Origin of the sequence: Streptomyces sp. NBC_01717 (genome assembly GCF_036248255.1) — a bacterium.
Taxonomy (GTDB): domain Bacteria; phylum Actinomycetota; class Actinomycetes; order Streptomycetales; family Streptomycetaceae; genus Streptomyces.
The window spans coordinates 7,135,001-7,155,843 of sequence record NZ_CP109178.1 but is presented as its reverse complement, the minus strand read 5'-3'; the positions used below and the strand labels follow the sequence as shown (position 1 = coordinate 7,155,843).

The window sequence follows — 20,843 nt, the reverse complement described above, 5'->3', positions numbered from 1 at the left end:
AGGGACAGCCCTTAGGATGGAGCTGACCTGTCACGCCCTCGGAAGGGGGCATCATGACGCCCCGCACCACCGGCCTCAGCAGTGCGACGGACAGTGCCCTGGACGGTCTGCGCCGGGACTTCACCGGTGTGGTCCTCGCCCCCGGTGACTCCGCATACGACGAGGCGCGCACGGTCTTCAACGGCATGATCGACCGACGGCCCGCGGTGGTCGCCCAGTGTGTGTCGGAGACCGACGTGGCACGGTCCGTGCGCTTTGCACGCGAGCACGGTCTGGAGATCGCGGTCCGTGGCGGCGGCCACAGCGTCGCGGGCATGTCGTCCACCGACGGCGGCCTGGTGGTCGACCTGCGCCGCATGAACGGTGTGACCGTCGCTCCGGCCGACCAGGCGGCACGTATCGGCGGTGGAGCCCTCATCAGGGATCTGGACCGCGCCACCCAGGCGTACGGCCTGGCGACCACCGGTGGCCGGGTCTCCACCACCGGCGTGGGCGGGTTCGTGCTCGGCGGCGGCTCCGGCTGGCTGGAGCGCAGCTTCGGCCTGGCCTGCGACAACCTGGTGGCCGCCGAACTGGTGACGGCGGACGGCAGCACCGTCCACGCGAGCCTCGACGAGAATCCCGAGCTCTTCTGGGCCCTGCACGGCGGCGGCGGAAACTTCGGCGTCGTCACCTCCCTCACACTGAATCTGTACGAGCTGCCCGCCATGTCCTACGTGATGCTGCTGTACAGCCCCGAGGCCGGGCCCGAAGTCATGCGCGCGTACCGGGACTTGATGGCCTCCGCGCCGGACGGGGCGGGCGGCGCCTTCCTCTACTTCACCGCGCCGCCGGAGAACTTCGTACCGAGGCACCTGGTCCTCTCGCTCATCTGCGCGGTCCTGATCACCTGGACGGGCCCTCCGGGCGAGGCCGCCGACGTGGCCCGGCCGGCCCTCGACATCGGCCACGAGGCGGAGGTGATCTCCGGCATTCCCTACACGGAGCTGCAGCGCATGCTCGACGATCCGCCGGGGCTGCGGAACTACTGGTCCGCCGAGTATCTCGACAGTCTCCCCGACGAGGCGGTGGACCTGTTCTGCGCCCGTGCCCCCGACATGCCGGTCCCCTCCAACTCGCAGCTCGTCCTGTTCCCGATGGGCGGCGCGGTGGCCCGGGGCCCCGCCGACCACCCGCTGCCGTGGCGCGCCGCCCCCTGGGCGGTGCACCCCTTCGGCGCCTGGGAGAGCCCGTCCGACGACGAGCGGGGCACGCAGTGGGTGCGCCGGTTGCGCGCCGATGTCCGCCCCTGGTCCGGCGGCGCCGTCTACCTCAACTTCATCGGGCGTGAGGGCGAGGACCGGGTCGTCGCCGGACTCGGCGCCGAGAACTACGCGCGCCTCGCCGCGGTCAAGGCCACGTACGACCCCGACAATGTGTTCCACCTCAACCACAACGTCGAGCCCGCCTCCGTCGCCCGATGAACTCCCCCGACGACGCCCTCCCTTCATCCGGCCGGTACCTTCCTGGTCAGGGCGACAGCCCGCCCCACACGCACGGAAGCACGAGGCCCGAACCAGTGGAGAACCAAGGCGGCATCACCGTGCAGCGCGCCCTTGAGCTGCCGGGGTTGCGCAGCGGACTCCCCGAGGTGGTGGCGGGCGCGGACCGGCTGGGCCGCACGGTGCGCTGGGTGCACGCGGGCGAGGTCCCGAACATCGCCTCGCTGCTCAAAGGCGGTGAACTGCTGCTCACCACCGGCCTGGGGCTCGGCACCCGGCCCGCCGAGCAGCGCGCCTTCGTGCGCAGGCTCGCCGACCGGGGCATCGCCGCCGTGGTGGTGGAGCTCGGGCCGCGGTTCAGCAGGCTGCCCGCCTCGATCGTGGACGCCGCGCGGACCGCCGGTCTGCCGCTCGTGCAGCTGCACCGCGAGGTGCCGTTCGTGACGGTCACCGAGGAGATCCACACCGAGATCGTCAACGGTCACTACGCCCTGCTGCGGCAGGCCGAGGACGTGCACCGGCGGTGTACGGAGGCGCTGCTCGGGGGCGGCGGGATCCCGCAGGTACTCGGCGTCCTGGCGGACTTCACCGCCAACCCGGTCTTCCTGGAGACGGCGGACGGTCAGCTGCTGTACGCGGCGGGCCCCGGCTCCGGCCCGGTCTCCGCCGATCCGCTCCAGGTCTGGGACGGGATGCGCGGCGGCCGGGCGGCCCGCGAGACTCCGCCCACGGGCGCGGTGCTGGTGGATGTGCCGGGCGGCGGTCCGGGATCCGGTGCGGTACGGGCCAGGCTGGTCCTGCTCGCCGTGTCCGGGCCGCTGGTGACCGTGCACCGGATGGCGGCCGAGCGGGCGGCGGGCATTCTCGCCGTGGTGCTGATGCAGGCCCGGCAGGAGGAGGAGCTCGCCGCCCGCGGCCGCGGCGACTTCCTGACGGATCTCGCGGAGGGCCGGATCACGCCGGAGGACGCGCCCGCGCAGGCGCGCGTACTGGGCTTCAGACCGGGCGATGCGCCGTTGCTGCCCGTGGTGATGCGGCTGGCCCCCGAGCTGTCCCCGTCGGGCAACTGGGCGCTGCTGGCGCGCGCGGTCCTGGAGGAGCTGTCATCGGTGGGGGTGCCGGTGCTGCTCGGCGTACGGCCCGTGGAGGGCCGGGTTCCGCTGCTGCTCGGGCTGCGGTCCGAGACGGAGCGCACGGCGGTTGCCGACCGGGTGGCAGCGGCGCTGCGGGCAGGCGTCGAACGGGCCGGTCTGGAACGGGCCGGCTCACATCCACCGGTCGTGGTGGTCGGGGTCGCGGGCGGCTGGGCGGCCGCCGGAGCGGGACTGCGACACGCCGCGGAGACGGCGACCGCCGCGCAGGGCCTCGACGACCGGCCCTGGTACGACGCCCGGCGGCTCGACATCGACCTGCTGCTGTGGCGGCTGCGGAACCATCCGGACCTGGCGGCGTTCGTGGACCGGGCGATCGGCCCGCTGCGCGACCACGACCGCACGTCGCGCCCACCGCTGCTGCCCACCCTGGAGTCGTATCTCGCCCACGCGGGCCGCAAGGCCGAGACGGCGCGCGACCTGCATCTGAACCGCCAGACGCTCTACAACCGTCTGGCCCGCATCGGCGAACTGCTCGGCACGGACCTGGACGACCCCCAGACGGTCCTGGCCCTGAGCCTGGCCCTGAGGGCCCGTCGCCACGCCGCATCGGGCACGTCCGGCAACTGAGAACGGAACGGCGACCGGGACGCCGAATTCGGGCCCGTCCGGCGATCGAGGACGAAGCGGCCACCGGACGCCCCCGGTAGCACCCCCACGTCACCGCCCCCGCGGCCCCGCCGACGGATGAGCCAACTCGTCGTAGACGCTCAGTACTTGCGCGATCGTGTCGTCCTCCGTGGGCCAACTCGCCGCCTGCACCCGCCCCGCAGCAGCCATCCGCTCCCGCGCCGCCGGATCTCCCAGCAGCCGTGCAACGACCCGCGCCAGCGCCTCCGCGTTCCCGTACGGCACAAGTTCCGCAGCGTTCCCCACGAGTTCGGGCACTCCGCCCACCGCGGTGGCGACCAGCGGCACCCCCAGCCGCAGCGCCTCCTGCGCCAGCACCGACCGCGCCTCCCAGCGGCTCGGCAGCACGGCCAGATCCGCGGCGGCGAGGAGTTCGGCGATGTCGCCCCGGCTGCCGATCAGCCTGGCGGGCAGATCCTCGTTCCGGATCCGCCGCTGCAGAGCACTCCGCTCGCGCCCCTCCCCCGCGATGACCAGCAGGGGTACCGGGTCGAGTTGGCGCCACATCCGTGCCGCGTCGAGCAGCGTGCCGTACCCGCGATGCGGTACGAGGCTGCCTACCGAGATCAGTAACGGCCTTCCCACCGCACCGAGTTCGGCGCGCACCTTGCCGCCGTGGAGCGGAGCGGGACCGCGCGGCACGGGAACGGCGACCGGAGCGAGACGGGCGTCACGCGCCCCTCGGTGCCGTGCCCGGTCGACCAGATCCGACGACGTGCCGAGCACAACGGCCGCAGCCCGGGCGGCCCTTCGCTCCAGCAGGTGGAGCAACCGGCTGCGGGCACCTTGGGCATACGCCCGGGTGTGCCAGGTCAGGACCAGCGGTGTGCGCCGTCCACCGAGCGCAAGACCGGCGCGTACGGCGGCGTGCAGCCCGTGCGCATGGACCACGTCCGCCCCCGCGCATCCCGCCCGCAGCGCGGCGACGGCGGCCGGGTCACTGCGTCGCGGTACGGGGACGAAGCGGGCCCCGGTACCGGAGAAGTCGTAGGCGCGGTCCAGTTCGGCCGGTGCGCAGACGGTGACCTGCACACCTCTCGCCACCAGCCCTGCGGCCAGCGAGCCGACGTGAGCGCTGCTGCCGGCACTGCCGCCGCCCAGGACTTGGACCGTACGCAGCTGTGACACGTTGAATGGCTCCCGGAGCTCCCGAGTCGGCGGTATGTGCACCGCCAAGGATGCCAGTCCGTACGCACGTTCCGGGACCGTCGAGCCGCCGTTCCGGCGTGCGCGGCGACAACCGGGCATGCGTTACCACCCGGACGGGTGAGTACAGCGGTGCGATATTGCCGCGTCAGCGACCCGACAGTACCTCGGCGAGCCCGCTGATCCGGCCCCCGTACACAGCCGCTGTCACAACCCCCGCCGCGTGGGCGGCGAGCCCGGCCCGGCCGCTGCCCGCGACGATCGCGACGCCGACGGCCGCGCCCAGGGCGTGCGCCCCGGTGTCGCCGATCATGGTGCGTTCCGCCCGCTCGTCCGCGGCGACGGCCGCCACAGCCCCCATCGGCGCGGCGGCGAGTCCACCCCGGACCAGTCCCGGGGCCCCCAGTGCGAGCACGGTGGCGGTCGCGGCTCCGGGCCGTACGTCGGTGAGGTTGACGAGATGAGCGGCTCCCGCGATCACGACGCCGGCGAGGATCCGGTCGACGGGCCGGTCCTTGAGCAGCGCACCGGCGGCGAGCCCGGCAGCCCCGATCCCGAAGAGCTTCACGGCGCCGCTGGTGACCTCGCCGTGCCGCAACGCGGTCAGATGGGCGCGGAACCCGCGGCGTGGATCGTCGGCCCCGGCGAGGTCGTCGTACGCACCGCATCCCCCGGCGGCCAGCACGGCAAGCACGGCGGCGGTCCGGGCGCGGGGCGGCAGCGGAAGGACGGCGGCTCCGGCGGCGGCGCCGAGCGCGGTGGCCGGCCCCGCGTACAGATCGACGGCGCGGCCCGCGTAGTTGGTGCGCTGCCACCGCTGGTGCGGCCGGGCCCGTAGCGCCCGGTGGACCCCACCGGCGACCCCGGCGGCGACGGCAGCGGCGACGGTCCCGCTGATCATTGCTCCCATAGGGGCCAGGCTACGAACCCGGCCCCGGACCGAATCACCGGGGCACCGGGGCACCGGGACCCAGCGCTCCAGGGCGTCGCGCCGCCCCTACCCGTCCGCCCGCGCCGCGGCCAGCAGTTCTTCGGCGTGCGCCCGGGCCGTCTCCGAGTCCTCCTGCCCCGCAAGCATCCGGGACAGTTCCCGTACCCGCTCCTCGCCTTCCAGGACCTTGACACCACTGCTGGTCACCGAGCCGTCGACCGTCTTCTCGACCAGCAGTTGGCGGTCGGCGAAAGCCGCCACCTGCGGCAGGTGCGTGACGACGACCACCTGTGCGGACCTGGCGAGCTTCGCCAGCCGCCGCCCCACCTCGACGGCCGCCTTGCCGCCGACACCCGCGTCGACCTCGTCGAAGAGATACGTGGGTACGGGGTCGGAGCCCGCGAAGACCACCTCGACGGCCAGCATCACCCGGGACAGCTCACCGCCCGAAGCCCCCTTGGCGATCGGCCGGGGCTGGGCACCGGGGTGCGGTGCCAGCAGCAGCTCGACGTCGTCGGCGCCGGACGGACCGTAGACGACGCTCCGGCCGCCGATCTCGATGCCGGACGCCTCGTCCGCCGCGTCGGTCTGCCGGATGTCGAAGGAGACCCGGGCGTGCGGCATGGCGAGCGAGGCCAGCTCCGCGGTCACCGCTTCGGCGAAGAGTGCCGCCGCCGCAGTCCGTGCATCGGTCAACGCCTGTCCGAGGTCGGAGAGTTCGGCCCGCAGTGCGTCCCGTTCCGCGGTCAGCTCGCCGATCCGGTCGTCGTCGCCCTCCAGCTCGGTGAGCCGGTCGGCACCGTCCTCGGCCCAGGCGAGGACGGCGGCGATGTCCTCGCCGTACTTGCGGGTGAGCCCGGTGAGCGCGGCGCGCCGCTCCTCCACCGCGGCGAGCCGCAGCGGGTCGGCGTCCAGCTGATCGGCGTATCCAGCCAGTTCGCCCGCCACATCCGCGAGCAGGATGGAGATCTCACCGATCCGGTCGGCGAGCGCGGCCAGCGCCGGGTCGTGGGCGCGGACGGCGTCCAGCGACCGTCCGGCGGCCGCGACGACGGTCGTCGCGTCGACGGCCTCCTGGTCCTCCGGGTTGCCCGCGAGCGCGGCGTGCGCGAGGGCCGCGGCGGAGGCGAGCGCTTCGGCGTGGCCGAGCCGCTCGGCTTCGGCGGCCAGGTCGGTGTCCTCGCCGGGGAGCGGTTCGACCCCGGCGATCTCACCGAGCCCGAAGCGCAGCAGATCCGCTTCCTGGGCGCGTTCGCGAGCGCGCGTGGTCAGCTCGTCGAGCTCCGTGACCACGGCCCGCAGCCGCCGGTACGCCGCCGCGTACTTGGCGTGCGGCACGGCGACTCCGTCGCCCGCGTACCGGTCCAGGGCCTGCCGCTGCCGGGCGGGCTTGAGCAGCCCCTGCTGGTCGGTCTGGCCGTGCACGGCCACGAGTTCGTCCGCGAGTTCGGCGAGCACACCCACCGGCACGGACCTGCCGCCGAGATGGGCGCGCGAGCGCCCCTCAGCGGAAACGGTACGGCTGATCAGCAGCGCACCGTCGTCGAGTTCGGCTCCCGCCTCCTCGGCCCGCACCGCGGCCGTGTCACCGGCGGACACCGTGATCCGTCCTTCGACGACAGCAGCTTTGGCTCCGACCCGCACCAGGGCGGGGTCGGCGCGCCCGCCGAGCAGCAGTCCCAGGCTGGTGACGACCATGGTCTTGCCCGCGCCGGTCTCACCCGTCACCGCGGTGAAACCGGGTGACAGCTCCACCACCGCGTCGTCGATGACCCCGAGCGACCGTATCCGCATCTCCTCCAACACGGACACGACCTTACGAGGTCCGGGCCCCGCTGTGCGACGGGCCCCGGCCGCGGATTCACTCTCCCGTGCGCCGTGCGGCCACGACCTGCGGTTCCGGAGCCGTCATCCGGCACACCACGAGCGATCAGTGGGGGGCGCCCCGCCACCCCGAGACCGGCAGCGCGAACTTCGCCACCAGCCGGTCCGTGAACGAGGCATGGTGCAGCCGCGCCAGCCGTACGGGCACCGTGCCGCGCCGGACCTCGACGCGCGCACCGGCCGGCAGTTCCACGGTCCTGCGTCCGTCGCACCACAGCACCCCGTGCGGCGTGTGCGGCTGGACCTCGACGGCGAGCACCGAGGTCGGCGACGTCACCAGCGGCTTCGCGAACAGGGCATGGGCGCTGATCGGCACCATCAGCAGCGCCTCGACCTCCGGCCACACCACCGGTCCGCCGGCCGAGAACGCGTACGCCGTCGACCCGGTCGGCGTCGCACAGACGATCCCGTCACAGCCGAATCCGGTGACCGGCCGGCCGTCGATCTCCAGGACGACTTCGAGCATCCGCTCGGGCGACACCTTCTGCACGGCCGCTTCGTTGAGCGCCCAGTCGGTGTGGACGATGTCCCCGTTGCTGTGCACCAGGACATCGATCGTCATGCGCTCCTCGACCGTGTACGCGCGGGTGACGACCCGGTCGACCACCTTGTCCAGGTCGTCGCGCTCGGCCTCGGCGAGGAAGCCGACCCGGCCGAGGTTGACGCCGAGCATCGGCACCCCGGAGGCCCGGGAGATCTCCGCGCCACGCAGCAGCGTGCCGTCCCCGCCGAGCACGACCAGCAGCTCACAGCCGTCCACGGCCCCGGGCGTGGCGTCCTCGACCGTCTCCACGGACGGTGGGAGCGGCAGATCGGCGGCCTCTGCGGCAAGGACCCTTACCCCGAGTCCACTGCGCAGCAGCCCTTGTACGACGAGCTCGGCGCTTCGGATCGCGGCCGGCCTGCCGGTGTGTGCCAAAAGAAAGACAGTTCGTGCCGCATTCGTCGTCAACGAGGCCCCTCCGCCACTGCACGGTCGACATCCGCGGGATCCAGTTCCGGTGCTCCGGCCCGCAGCCACAGAAAGTACTCGACATTGCCGGACGGCCCGGGCAGCGGGCTCGCGGTCACCCCGCGCACTCCGAGCCCCAGCGCCCAGGCCCGGCGCGCCACCTCCCGTACCGCTTCGGCCCGCAGCTCCGGGCTGCGCACCACACCACCGCTGCCGAGCCGCTCCTTGCCGACCTCGAACTGCGGCTTGACCATCAGGACCAGGTCCGCGTCGGGGGCGGCGCAGCGCGCCAGAGCGGGCAGTACGAGCCCCAGCGGGATGAACGACAGATCGCCGACCACCAGGTCCACCGCCTTCCCGTCGATCGCCTCCAGCGTCAGTTCCCGCACGTTGGTACGGTCCTTGACGGTGACGCGTTCATCGGACTGCAGCGACCAGGCGAGCTGTCCGTAGCCGACGTCGACGGCGACGACATGGCCGACTCCGGCCCGCAGCAGTACGTCGGTGAAGCCGCCGGTCGACGCCCCGGCGTCCAGCGCCCGCCGCCCCTCGATCTTCAGCCCGAGGGGTACGAAGGCGGCGAGGGCGCCCGCGAGCTTGTGCCCGCCGCGCGAGACGTACTCGGGGTCGCTGTCGTCCTTGGTGACGACGACCGCGGCGCTGGTCTCGACCTGGGTGGCGGGTTTGGTCGCGGTGTTGCCGCCGACGGTCACCCGCCCTGCGGCGATCAGCTGGCTCGCGTGCTCCCGAGAGCGGGCGAGATTACGGCGTACCAGCTCGGCGTCGAGGCGGCGACGTGCCACTCCTGCCACGTTCGGTTCAGCTCCTGTTGTTGTACGAGGGCATCGGTGCGGGTACCGGTGCGGGTGCGGGCCGGGCGTCCAGCGCGGTCAGCGCATCGCGCAGCCCACTGTGTACATCCTCGTACACCTCGATGTGTCCGTCCGCCGGGAGGTGGTCCGCATCCGCCAGCCGCTCCAGCCGCGCGTCCACCTCGGCGTTTCCGGTGGGCGTGCGCACGACGCCGAGGGGCCCGGGGGCGGCGGGGTCGGGAGCGGGCCCGGCCGTCCCATCCTGCTCCCCGGGCACCGCTGCGGGCTCCGGCATCAAGTCGCTCATGCGGAAACGCTACCGCGAAGGGCGGAAACGCTACCGCGAAGGGCTGAGGTACCGTCGATCACGATGGCGACCATGGCGGAGTGCCGCAGCGCACTCGACAGACTTTCCGACAACCTCACGACGGCCGAGGGCGACGTGCGCAGCGCGGCCGCCCTGGACCGCTCGCTGAGCTGTCACATCAAGGACCTCGCAATCACCTTCACCGGCCGTCTCAAGGATGGCCGGATCGAGGTACTGGACACGATCGAGGGCCCACCGGTGGAGAAGGCCGAGATCCGTCTCACGATGACCGGCGACGACCTGGTGGCCATGGTGAACGGCGAACTGAACTTCGCGCGGGCCTGGGGCTCGGGCAGAGTCCGCCTGGAAGCAGGCTTCCGAGACCTTCTGCGCCTCAGAACACTGCTGTGACCCCGGCGCCGGCGGTCGAGGGCAGAAGGCCCCCGCCCGCATCGGCCCCACCCCGCTCCAACGGCGCACGCCGGGCGGCCTCAAGCCCGTCCGGCGCTCGACGACGAAGCACGCCCGCGGGTCGCGCGAACCACCGCAGCACCACACCCGCCGCCGTTCAGGCGCCCACCGAATCGACCACCCGCGCGCGCCGCGCGCTGCGCGCGGCCGGGACCACCAAGGGCGTCCCCGTCTCCGGATCATCGATCACCTGGCACCGCAGCCCGAACACCCGCTCCACGAGCTCCGCCGTGACCACGTCCCCCGGCGCCCCCTCGGCGATGATCTCGCCCTGGCGCATGGCGATCAGATGCGTGGCATAGCGCGCGGCGTGGTTCAGATCGTGCAGCACGGCGACCAGCGTGCGCCCCCGCGTCTCGTGCAGTTCCGCGCACAGGTCGAGGACATCGATCTGGTGCTGGATGTCGAGGTACGTAGTCGGCTCGTCCAGCAGCAGCAGCGGCGTCTCCTGAGCGAGCGCCATCGCGATCCAGACCCGCTGTCGCTGCCCGCCGGACAATTCGTCGACATAGCGATCCGCAAGCTCGGCGACACCGGTGGACATCATCGATTCCTCGACAATGCGTTCGTCCTCCGGTGACCACTGCCGCAGCAGCCCCTGATGCGGATACCGGCCGCGCGCAACCAGGTCGGCGACGGTGATGCCGTCCGGCGCGATCGAGGACTGCGGCAGCAGCCCCAGAGTCTTCGCGACCTTCTTCGCCGGCATGCCATGGATCGTCCTGCCGTCCAGCAGCACCTGTCCCCGGCTCGGCTTGAGCATCCGGGACAGCGCCCGCAACAGTGTGGACTTCCCACAGGCGTTGGGGCCGACGATCACGGTGAACGAGTTGTCGGGGATCTCGACCGAGAGGTTCTCCGCGATGACCCGCTGGTCGTAGCCGAGGGTCACCGAGTCCGCGGTGAGGCGCTGCATGGTCGTACTCCCGGAGTCGGTGGGAAGGGTCGTCGATGTACTGGCGTCACGGGGCGGATTCACTGTCCGGCGGGCCCTCATATCCGCCCCGCCTTGCGCTCGGAGACGAGCAGCCACAGCAGGTAGCAGCCACCGAGCACCCCGGTGACGACGCCGACCGGCAGTTGCCGGTCGCCGAAGGCGTCCATCGCGATCCAGTCGGCGACAAGCAGAAGTGCGGCGCCCATGAAGGCGGCGGGCGCCAGATTGGGTCCGGGCGAGCGAGTGAGCCGACGGGCCAGCTGCGGGGCGCTCAGCGAAACGAAGGTGATCGGGCCGGCCGCGGCGGTGGCGACGGCGACGAGCAGTACGGCGCAGCCCATCAGGACGAGCCGGGTGCGTTCCACCCGTACACCCAGGGCGTACGCGGCGTCGTCGCCCATCTCCATCATGCGCAGCGCCCGCCCGTGCCCGAGCACCAGTGGAATGAGCAGGCCGCACACCACCAGCAGCGGCCAGACCTGCGCCCAGTCGCGCCCGTCGAGCGAGCCGGTCATCCAGACGACGGCACGGGTCGCGTCGACCAGGTTGGCCTTGGTGATCAGATACTGGGCGGCAGCGGTGAGCATCGCGGCCGAGCCGATGCCGACGAGCACCAGCCGGTAGCCGTGCATCCCGCGCTTCCAGGCGAGCAGGTAGACGACGACCCCGGTGACCAGCCCGCCGACCACGGCGCCGCCCGCGACCACGGCAGCGCCGCCCTGGAAGAGGACGATCACCGCCAGCGCCCCGACCGTGGCGCCCTGACCGAAGCCGAGTACGTCGGGGCTGCCGAGCGGATTGCGGGAGATGGTCTGGAACACGGCTCCGCCGACCCCCAGGGCCGCGCCGACCAGCAGCCCGACGAGGACCCGTGGCAGCCGCAGGTCGGTGACGATGAACTCCTGCTGGAAGGTGCCGTGCCCGAACAGCGTGCTCACGACCTCGCCGGGCGTCATGGCGTAGTCGCCGCTGCCGATCAGCACGATCCCGGCTCCGGCCGCCACCACGGCGAGCACCACGATCACCACGAGCGCCCGGACGTCCACCCGGAAGGAGAACCCCCCGCGGGTCCGCACGGCCCGCATCGACCGGACCGCGCCGGTTCCATCCTTCGTACGGGTCTTCATAGCCTTCACAGCTGGGCCATCCTCTTGCGACGTACGAGATGGATGAAGACGGGCCCGCCGAGCAGTGCGGTCACGATGCCGACCTGCAGCTCGGACGGCCGGGCGATCACCCGCCCCACCACGTCCGCGCCGAGCAGCAGCGCCGGCGAGAGCACGGCCGCGTACGGCAGGATCCACCGCATGTCGGGCCCGGTGATGGCGCGCACCAGGTGCGGGATCATCAGCCCGATGAAGACGATCGGCCCGCAGGCGGCGGTCGCGGCCCCGCAGAGCAGAGTGACGGCGAGCATCGCGAGGACGCGGGTGCGGACCAGATGGGCGCCGAGCGCCCTGGCGGTGTCGTCGCCCATCTCCAGGGCGTTCAGCGGCCGGGCGATGAGCAGCGAGAGGACGACGCCGACCGCTATGAACGGCCATACCTTGCCGACGGTCTCCATGTTCGCCGAGGCCAGCGACCCGACCGTCCAGAACCGCAGCCGGTCGAGCGCCGCCGCGTCCAGCAGCTGTACGGCGTTGACGTAGCCGAACAGTGCGGCGCTGGCCGCGGTACCGGCGAGCGCGAGTCGTACAGGGGTCGCGGACCGGCTGCCGCCGAGGAGGTACACCACCGCCGACACGATCGCGGCACCGAGGAACGCGAACCAGACGTATCCGGTCAGCGAGGTGACACCGAAGAAGGTGATGGCGGATACGACGGCTGCCGACGCGCCCGCGTTGACCCCCAGCAGTCCGGGCTCGGCCAGCGGATTACGGGTCAGGGCCTGCATCACCGCACCGGCGAGGCCGAGCGCGGTACCGACGATCAGCCCGAGCACGGTCCGCGGGATGCGCACGTCACGTACGAGGACATCGCCATGGGTTCCGGAGGCGTGGAACAGACCGTGCCAGACATCGCCGAGCGGCAGCGCCTTGGCGCCGATCGCGATACTCGCGAGGCATACCAGCACCAGCGCGACCACGGCGAGCAGCAGTCCCACGGCACGTATCGCAGGGCGCCCTGGGGACGCGGATGTCACCGGCGCGGCTATCGGACCTGCGCTCGGCTCTGGGGGGCTCTCGACCAACACGAGGTTAGGTTAGCCTACCCTCCAAAGCCGGCGAGCCGCGTGGCTTCCCGCGCACACAACGCGTCGCCGGTTACGCCCGATTCATCCCGCAAGGATCGGCCACCCGGCGAACTCCCGGACGCGCCCGCCGAGTAGCGGATCCCAAACGACGCCCTACAGCCCGAGCCTGGCGACGGCCTTCCCCGCGTCCAGCCCGCAGGCACCCTCACCCGCGTACGTCCAGGCAGCCCCGCACAGCGCCCGCAGCCCGTCGAGCACCTCCCCGTCGCCCTCCAGCACCAGATCGTCGCCGCGCACCGCGGCCGTCCAGCCACCGCAGCCGAACCCGCCGGCGGTCTCGGTCACCTCGGGCTGCCCGGTCAGCAGCCCCCGCAGGTCCGCATCGACATATGTCGGCCGGTGCCTGGGCTCGGCCGCCACCAGCTGCCTCGCGTCCGTGACCCCGGTGAGCACGAGGAGCGAGTCCACACCGCCGTTGAACGCACCCTCGATGTCCGTGTCCAGCCGGTCCCCGACCACCAGCGGCCGCTTCGCCCCGGTCCGCAGCACCGTCTCCCGGTGCATCGGAGGCAACGGCTTCCCGGCCACCTGCGGCTCGGCACCGGTGGCGATCCGTACGACCTCGACCGCCGCACCATTGCCCGGCGCGATCCCCCGCGCACTCGGAATCGTCAGATCGGTGTTGGACGCGAACCACGGCACCCCCCGGGCAATCGCGTACGCAGCCTCAGCGAACCGCCCCCACGTCATATCGGGGCCCCCGTATCCCTGCGCCACCGCCACCGGATCGTCGTCCGCCGACTCCACCGGCACCAGACCGCGCTCGAGCAGCGCGGCCCTCAGACCCTCTCCCCCGACCACGAGCACCCGAGCCCCGGCCGGCAGCTGATCTGCCATCAGCCGGGCCACCGCCTGCGCCGAGGTGATCACATCGGCGGACTCCGCCGGTACCCCGAGTTCGGTCAGATGCTCCGCCACCGCGGCCGGTGTGCGCAGCGCGTTGTTGGTGACGTACGCGAGATGCATCCCGCCGTCCCGCGCGGCACCCAGCGAGTCGACGGCATGGGCGATCGCAGCGCCGCCCGCGTACACCACCCCGTCAAGATCGAGCAGAGCCGTGTCGTACGCCTCGCTCAGCGCGGTGCTGCTCCCGCTCGGCCGGGTCCTGCTCGCCTGACTCATATTTCTACGCTCCTCATTGCATGCTTCTCCCCCGATCATCGCTCATCCCCGCAACGCACATACGATGCAGAAATGAACACACCAGGTCCCGCCGACCAGGGACTGCGCCTGATCCCGTTCCGTGGACTGCGCTACGTCCCCGAGCGGGTAGGCAGTCTCGCCGCGGTGACCTCACCGCCGTACGACGTCGTCGTGCGCCCCGACGGGCTGCACCACCTGGAATCCGCGGACCCGTACAACATCGTCCGGCTGATACTGCCGCAGGCCGACACGGCCGCCGCACGCAATGAGCAGGCTGCCGAGACCCTGAACCGCTGGCTCGACGAGGGCATACTCGCCCCCGAGCCCGAGCCCGCGCTCTATGTCTACGAGCAGCACAACGGCGAGATCCTGCAACGCGGCATCGTCGGGGCACTGGCGCTCTCCGCCCCCGCCGACGGCATCGTGCTGCCGCACGAGGACGTGATGGCCCATGTCGTCGAGGACCGGGCCGACCTGATGCGGACCACAGCCGCCCACCTCGAACCGCTCCTGCTGACCTACCGCAGCGAGGGTCACCCGACCGGCGCGACCGCCGTCATCGAGCGCACCATCCACCGGCCGCCGCTGCTCGCCACCACCACGGAGGACGGCTACTGCCACCGGCTCTGGGCGGTCACCGACCCGGCCGACCGGTCCGAGATCGAAACCGATCTCGCCCGACACCAGGCGCTCATCGCCGACGGCCACCACCGCTGGGCCACGTACCTCCGTCTCCAGCAGGAACACACGGTTCCCGGCCCCTGGGACTTCGGCCTGGTCCTCCTGGTCGACACGGCCCGCTACCCGCTGCGGGTCCGCGCCATCCACCGACTGCTGCACCGCCTCCCGGTCGCCGACGCGCTGGCCGCTCTGAACGGCGCCTTCCGCATCCGGGACATCGAGGGGCCGCTCCCCGTGGCCCTCGACGCCCTCGCCGAGGCGGCCGCCGAAGGCAACGCCTTCCTGCTCGCCGGTGACGGCCGCTTCCACCTCGTCGACCGCCCGGACAAGGAGCTGCTGACCCGCACCGTCCCGGCCGACCGCCCACCCGCCTGGCGCGCCCTCGACGCGACGGTGCTGCACGCGACCCTTCTCGACCATGTGTGGCAGATCCCGGACACCCCGGAACACATCGCGTACATACACGACACCGAGGCGGCCGTGGACCAGGCCGAGCGCCACAACGCCACCGCTGTCCTGATGCATCCGGTACGGGAGGAAGTCGTCCGGGACCTGGCCCGGCAGGGCGTCACCATGCCGCGCAAGTCCACCTCGTTCGGCCCCAAGCCGGCCTCGGGCCTGGTCCTGCGCAGCCTCACCCTCGACTGAGGCCGGAGACAAAAAGGAGGGCGGCACCCCTGTCGGGATGCCGCCCTCTTCTCATGTCCTAGGCCTTGTCCGCCGAGCCTTCATCATCGGCATCGAGACCGGCCGTCCCATCGGCGTCGTCGGCGTCGTGGTCCTCGCCGAGAGCATCGACGAACTCGACACCGTCCAGCTCGGCGAGCCGGTCCGACGCATCGGTGGAGCCGTCCTTGTCGGCCTCCACGGTCTTCGCGAACCACTCACGAGCCTCGTCCTCGCGCCCCGCGGCCAGCAGCGCATCCGCGTACGCATAGCGCAGCCGCGGCGTCCACGGGTGCACGGCGTTCGAGGCCAGCTCGGAGCTCTGCAGGGTGACGATGGCGGCATCGATCTGCCCCATGTCCCTACGGGCCCCGGCCGCCACCAGACGCATCTCGACCTGCCCGGCCTTGTCCAGCTTCTGCACCTCGGGCTCGCCGGCCATGGCCATCGCCCGCTCGGGCCGCCCGAGTCCACGCTCGCAGTCGGCCATGACGGGCCACAGTTCCACGGAACCGGTCATCCGCTTCGCCGCCCGGAACTCGGCCAGCGCCTCCGCGTACTTCTGCGTCGCGTACGCGGCAAAGCCGGCCGCCTCACGCACAGCAGCCACCCGCGAGGCCAGCCGCAGCGCGATACGCGAGTACGCATAGGCCTGCTCGGGGTCCTCGTCGATGAGCCGGGCAACCATGACGAGGTTCCTGGCAACATCCTCGGCCAGGGTCTTCGGCAGGCTCAGCAGCTCCTGACGCACGTCCTTGTCGATCTCGTCACCGGTGACGTCGTCAGGAATCGGAATCCGCTTGATCGGCTCCCGGTCGCGGTCGTCGCGCCGGTCGAAGCCACCACGGTCGTCGCGCCGGTCGAAGCCACCTCGGTCGTCACGGCCGCGGGAACCACTCCGGTCACGGTCGTCCCGCTGCCCGCGGTATCCACCGCCACCACGGCTGTCGTCTCGGCGGAACCCGCCTCGGTCACCGCCACTCGAGGGCCGACTGTCATCGCGGCGGAAACCACCGCTGCGGCTGTCGTCGTCGCGACGGGGCCCACGCGGCCGGTCGTCACGGCGCTCGAAGCCACCACCGGGACGCCCACCACGCTCATCATCACGCCGCGGCCCACGGTACCCACCACGGTCGTCGTCACGCCGCGGCGCACGATCATCACGAGGGAACCTGCCGGCACCGCCACCGCGGCTGTCGTCACGACGGAAGCCACCGCCGGAACCGCCACGGCTGTCATCGCGACGGAACCCGCCACCGGCGCCGCCACCGCGGCTGTCGTCACGGCGGAACCCGCCTCGGTCGCCGCCACTCGAGGGCCGACTGTCGTCGCGGCGGAAGCCGCCGCTGCGGCTGTCGTCGTCCCGGCGGGGCCCACGCGGCCGGTCGTCACGGCGCTCGAAGCCACCACCGGGACGCCCACCACGCTCATCGTCACGCCGCGGCGCACGATCATCCCGACGGAACCCACCACCGGCGGAGCCACCACGGCTGTCGTCACGACGGAACCCGCCACCGGAACCGCCACGGCTGTCATCGCGACGGAAACCACCGCCGGCGCCGCCACCGCGGCTGTCGTCACGGCGGAACCCGCCTCGGTCGCCGCCACTCGAGGGCCGACTGTCGTCGCGGCGGAAGCCGCCGCTGCGGCTGTCGTCGTCCCGGCGGGGCCCACGCGGCCGGTCGTCACGGCGCTCGAAGCCACCACCGGGACGCCCACCACGGTCGTCATCACGCCGCGGCGCACGATCATCCCGACGGAACCCGCCACCGGCGGAGCCACCACGGCTGTCATCGCGACGGAACCCACCACCGGAACCGCCACCACGGTCGTCCCGAGGGAACCTGCCACCGGTACCGCCACCACGGCTGTCATCGCGACGGAACCCACCACCGGAGCCACCGCCACGGCTGTCATCACGACGCGGCCCGCGATCACGGTCATCGCGACGGAAGCCACCACCGGCACCACCGGCACCGCCGCTCGTCGGCCGGCCGTCGTCACGGCGGTTGCCACCACGGTCGTTGTCCCGACGCGGGCTGCCGGACCGGTCGTCGCGACCACCCCGGAAGCCGCCCCGGTCACCACCGTCCCGGCGACGCGGCTCGCGCTCCGAACGATCGTCGGGAGAGTTGGTGGACATGGGTGGAACTCCTGTCTTCGGGTACTACACACATTCTCGCGCAGTCGGCCACCCGACGCGCTTCGACAAAACAAAAAGGACCCTTGGTCCCAGCATGAACGCTGGGACCAAGGGTCCTTGAAAGATTGTTCGGCGGCGTCCTACTCTCCCACAGGGTCCCCCCTGCAGTACCATCGGCGCTGAAAGGCTTAGCTTCCGGGTTCGGAATGTAACCGGGCGTTTCCCTAACGCAATGACCACCGAAACCCTATCGGGTTCTAGCGAACAAGCACACTTTTCAATTAAGTAGTGAAGCTGTTCAACCGGTGCGACTGTTCGCAACCCGGGAACAACACAGTGGACGCGAGCAACTGAGGACAAGCCCTCGGCCTATTAGTACCAGTCAGCTCCACCCGTTGCCGGGCTTCCACATCTGGCCTATCAACCCAGTCGTCTACTGGGAGCCTTAACCCCTCAAAGGGGGTGGGAACACTCATCTCGAAGCAGGCTTCCCGCTTAGATGCTTTCAGCGGTTATCCTTTCCGAACGTAGCCAACCAGCCATGCCCTTGGCAGGACAACTGGCACACCAGAGGTTCGTCCGTCCCGGTCCTCTCGTACTAGGGACAGCCCTTCTCAATATTCCTACGCGCGCAGCGGATAGGGACCGAACTGTCTCACGACGTTCTAAACCCAGCTCGCGTACCGCTTTAATGGGCGAACAGCCCAACCCTTGGGACCGACTCCAGCCCCAGGATGCGACGAGCCGACATCGAGGTGCCAAACCATCCCGTCGATATGGACTCTTGGGGAAGATCAGCCTGTTATCCCCGGGGTACCTTTTATCCGTTGAGCGACAGCGCTTCCACAAGCCACTGCCGGATCACTAGTCCCGACTTTCGTCCCTGCTCGACCCGTCGGTCTCACAGTCAAGCTCCCTTGTGCACTTACACTCAACACCTGATTGCCAACCAGGCTGAGGGAACCTTTGGGCGCCTCCGTTACTCTTTAGGAGGCAACCGCCCCAGTTAAACTACCCATCAGACACTGTCCCTGATCCGGATCACGGACCCAGGTTAGACATCCAGCACGACCAGAGTGGTATTTCAACGGCGACTCCACAACCACTGGCGTGGCTGCTTCAAAGTCTCCCACCTATCCTACACAAGCCGAACCGAACACCAATATCAAACTGTAGTAAAGGTCCCGGGGTCTTTCCGTCCTGCTGCGCGAAACGAGCATCTTTACTCGTAGTGCAATTTCACCGGGCCTATGGTTGAGACAGTCGAGAAGTCGTTACGCCATTCGTGCAGGTCGGAACTTACCCGACAAGGAATTTCGCTACCTTAGGATGGTTATAGTTACCACCGCCGTTTACTGGCGCTTAAGTTCTCAGCTTCGCCGACCCGAAAGTCAGCTAACCGGTCCCCTTAACGTTCCAGCACCGGGCAGGCGTCAGTCCGTATACATCGCCTTACGGCTTCGCACGGACCTGTGTTTTTAGTAAACAGTCGCTTCTCGCTGGTCTCTGCGGCCACCCCCAGCTCATGGAGTAAATCCAATCACCAGTGATGGCCCCCTTCTCCCGAAGTTACGGGGGCATTTTGCCGAGTTCCTTAACCATAGTTCACCCGAACGCCTCGGTATTCTCTACCTGACCACCTGAGTCGGTTTAGGGTACGGGCCGCCATGAAACTCGCTAGAGGCTTTTCTCGACAGCATAGGATCATCCACTTCACCACAATCGGCTCGGCATCAGGTCTCAGGCTCATGTGTGACGGATTTGCCTATCACACGCCCTACACCCTTACCCCGGGACTACCACCGCCCGGGCTGGACTACCTTCCTGCGTCACCCCATCGCTTACCTAGTACAAGTCTGGTTCGTCGGCTCCACCACTACCCTCAACTCCGAAGAGATCGGGCCGGCTTCACGGACTTAGCATCGCCTGATTCAGTATTGGGCGTTTCAAAGCGGGTACCGGAATATCAACCGGTTGTCCATCGACTACGCCTGTCGGCCTCGCCTTAGGTCCCGACTTACCCTGGGCAGATCAGCTTGACCCAGGAACCCTTAGTCAATCGGCGCACACGTTTCTCACGTGTGTATCGCTACTCATGCCTGCATTCTCACTCGTGAACCGTCCACAACTCGCTTCCGCGGCTGCTTCACCCGGCACACGACGCTCCCCTACCCATCCCAGCAGGCGTTGGCCCTTAATGCTGGAATGACACGACTTCGGCGGTACGCTTGAGCCCCGCTACATTGTCGGCGCGGAATCACTTGACCAGTGAGCTATTACGCACTCTTTCAAGGGTGGCTGCTTCTAAGCCAACCTCCTGGTTGTCTCTGCGACTCCACATCCTTTCCCACTTAGCGTACGCTTAGGGGCCTTAGTCGATGCTCTGGGCTGTTTCCCTCTCGACCATGGAGCTTATCCCCCACAGTCTCACTGCCGTGCTCTCACTTACCGGCATTCGGAGTTTGGCTAAGGTCAGTAACCCGGTAGGGCCCATCGCCTATCCAGTGCTCTACCTCCGGCAAGAAACACACGACGCTGCACCTAAATGCATTTCGGGGAGAACCAGCTATCACGGAGTTTGATTGGCCTTTCACCCCTAACCACAGGTCATCCCCCAGGTTTTCAACCCTGGTGGGTTCGGTCCTCCACGAAGTCTTACCTCCGCTTCAACCTGCCCATGGCTAGATCACTCCGCTTCGGGTCTTGAGCGTGCTACTAAAACGCCCTATTCGGACTCGCTTTCGCTACGGCTTCCCCACACGGGTTAACCTCGCAACACACCGCAAACTCGCAGGCTCATTCTTCAAAAGGCACGCAGTCACGACTGTCGCTCCGAAGAACAACAGCGACGCTCCCACGGCTTGTAGGCACACGGTTTCAGGTACTATTTCACTCCGCTCCCGCGGTACTTTTCACCATTCCCTCACGGTACTATCCGCTATCGGTCACCAGGGAATATTTAGGCTTAGCGGGTGGTCCCGCCAGATTCACACGGGATTTCTCGGGCCCCGTGCTACTTGGGTGTCTCTTAAACGAGCCGTTAATGTTTCAGCTACGGGGGTCTTACCCTCTACGCCGGACCTTTCGCATGTCCTTCGCCTACATCAACGGTTTCTGACTCGCCTCACAGCCGGCAGACTGTGAAAAAGAGATCCCACAACCCCGCATGCGCAACCCCTGCCGGGTATCACACGCATACGGTTTGGCCTCATCCAGTTTCGCTCGCCACTACTCCCGGAATCACGGTTGTTTTC

Annotated in this window: 16 protein-coding genes and 2 rRNA genes (1 of these 18 cut by a window edge); 4 read left to right on the top strand and 14 right to left on the bottom strand. The window is 69.9% G+C overall.

Annotated features, from left to right (window positions below):
- Nucleotides 1-53 precede the first annotated feature (53 nt).
- Complete coding sequence (locus OHB49_RS32425; RefSeq protein WP_329164503.1) at nt 54-1,463, top strand: FAD-binding oxidoreductase; 1,410 nt, start codon at nt 54-56, stop codon at nt 1,461-1,463.
- Between the two features lie 95 nt (nt 1,464-1,558).
- Nucleotides 1,559-3,202, top strand: coding sequence for a PucR family transcriptional regulator (locus OHB49_RS32420; protein WP_329164502.1), 1,644 nt, complete (start codon nt 1,559-1,561; stop codon nt 3,200-3,202).
- Nucleotides 3,203-3,292: 90 nt separating this feature from the next.
- On the opposite strand, the gene OHB49_RS32415 is transcribed toward OHB49_RS32420, so the two are convergent.
- The 6 genes from OHB49_RS32415 to OHB49_RS32390 form a co-directional block, all read right to left on the bottom strand.
- A complete protein-coding gene (locus OHB49_RS32415; protein ID WP_329164501.1) occupies nt 3,293-4,390 on the bottom strand; it encodes a glycosyltransferase family 4 protein in 1,098 nt (365 codons plus the stop codon).
- Between the two features lie 166 nt (nt 4,391-4,556).
- Nucleotides 4,557-5,318, bottom strand: a complete 762-nt coding sequence (locus tag OHB49_RS32410; RefSeq protein ID WP_443079585.1) for a hypothetical protein — start codon at nt 5,316-5,318, stop codon at nt 4,557-4,559.
- A gap of 87 nt (nt 5,319-5,405) precedes the next feature.
- The gene (gene recN / locus OHB49_RS32405; protein WP_199919286.1) at nt 5,406-7,151 is read right to left on the bottom strand and encodes a DNA repair protein RecN; all 1,746 of its coding nucleotides are present in this window, start codon (nt 7,149-7,151) and stop codon (nt 5,406-5,408) included.
- Between the two features lie 118 nt (nt 7,152-7,269).
- Complete coding sequence (locus tag OHB49_RS32400) at nt 7,270-8,175, bottom strand: NAD kinase (protein WP_329164499.1); 906 nt, start codon at nt 8,173-8,175, stop codon at nt 7,270-7,272.
- Entirely contained in the window at nt 8,172-8,987 is an 816-nt protein-coding gene (locus OHB49_RS32395) for a TlyA family RNA methyltransferase (protein ID WP_030977321.1), read from the bottom strand. The genes OHB49_RS32400 and OHB49_RS32395 overlap by 4 nt, the downstream gene beginning before the upstream one ends.
- A gap of 7 nt (nt 8,988-8,994) precedes the next feature.
- Nucleotides 8,995-9,294: a hypothetical protein gene (locus OHB49_RS32390; protein WP_199919287.1), complete on the bottom strand. Its 300-nt coding sequence runs from the start codon at nt 9,292-9,294 to the stop codon at nt 8,995-8,997.
- Nucleotides 9,295-9,357: 63 nt separating this feature from the next.
- Here OHB49_RS32390 and OHB49_RS32385 point away from each other — a divergent pair, with 63 nt between their 5' ends.
- Complete coding sequence (locus tag OHB49_RS32385) at nt 9,358-9,705, top strand: SCP2 sterol-binding domain-containing protein (RefSeq protein ID WP_030977326.1); 348 nt, start codon at nt 9,358-9,360, stop codon at nt 9,703-9,705.
- Nucleotides 9,706-9,862: 157 nt separating this feature from the next.
- Here OHB49_RS32385 and OHB49_RS32380 read toward each other — a convergent pair whose 3' ends face one another.
- The 4 genes from OHB49_RS32380 to OHB49_RS32365 all read right to left on the bottom strand — a co-directional run bounded on the left by OHB49_RS32380 (nt 9,863) and on the right by OHB49_RS32365 (nt 14,078).
- Nucleotides 9,863-10,681 carry an ABC transporter ATP-binding protein gene (locus OHB49_RS32380; protein WP_030977327.1) on the bottom strand — a complete coding sequence of 273 codons (819 nt, stop codon included), beginning with the start codon at nt 10,679-10,681 and terminating at the stop codon, nt 9,863-9,865.
- Nucleotides 10,682-10,758: 77 nt separating this feature from the next.
- Complete coding sequence (locus OHB49_RS32375) at nt 10,759-11,829, bottom strand: FecCD family ABC transporter permease (RefSeq protein ID WP_329166691.1); 1,071 nt, start codon at nt 11,827-11,829, stop codon at nt 10,759-10,761.
- 5 nt (nt 11,830-11,834) lie between these two features.
- Nucleotides 11,835-12,845 carry a FecCD family ABC transporter permease gene (locus tag OHB49_RS32370; RefSeq protein ID WP_052189991.1) on the bottom strand — a complete coding sequence of 337 codons (1,011 nt, stop codon included), beginning with the start codon at nt 12,843-12,845 and terminating at the stop codon, nt 11,835-11,837.
- Between the two features lie 204 nt (nt 12,846-13,049).
- On the bottom strand, nt 13,050-14,078 hold the full coding sequence (locus OHB49_RS32365; protein WP_329164496.1) for an HAD hydrolase-like protein: 1,029 nt from the start codon (nt 14,076-14,078) through the stop codon (nt 13,050-13,052).
- Between the two features lie 72 nt (nt 14,079-14,150).
- On the opposite strand from OHB49_RS32365, the gene OHB49_RS32360 reads away from it, so the two are divergent.
- The gene (locus OHB49_RS32360; protein WP_329164495.1) at nt 14,151-15,428 is read left to right on the top strand and encodes a DUF1015 domain-containing protein; all 1,278 of its coding nucleotides are present in this window, start codon (nt 14,151-14,153) and stop codon (nt 15,426-15,428) included.
- Nucleotides 15,429-15,486: 58 nt separating this feature from the next.
- Here OHB49_RS32360 and OHB49_RS32355 read toward each other — a convergent pair whose 3' ends face one another.
- The 4 genes from OHB49_RS32355 to OHB49_RS32340 all read right to left on the bottom strand — a co-directional run.
- Nucleotides 15,487-16,242 (bottom strand): tetratricopeptide repeat protein, encoded by a 756-nt coding sequence (locus OHB49_RS32355; protein WP_329166689.1) that lies wholly within the window; start codon nt 16,240-16,242, stop codon nt 15,487-15,489.
- Nucleotides 16,179-17,462 (bottom strand): hypothetical protein, encoded by a 1,284-nt coding sequence (locus OHB49_RS32350; RefSeq protein ID WP_329166688.1) that lies wholly within the window; start codon nt 17,460-17,462, stop codon nt 16,179-16,181. The genes OHB49_RS32355 and OHB49_RS32350 overlap by 64 nt, the downstream gene beginning before the upstream one ends.
- Before the next feature lie 254 nt (nt 17,463-17,716).
- Nucleotides 17,717-17,833 (bottom strand): 5S ribosomal RNA (rrf, locus tag OHB49_RS32345).
- A 108-nt stretch (nt 17,834-17,941) separates the two neighbouring features.
- Nucleotides 17,942-20,843, bottom strand: a 23S ribosomal RNA gene (locus OHB49_RS32340) (it continues 222 nt past the right edge of the window).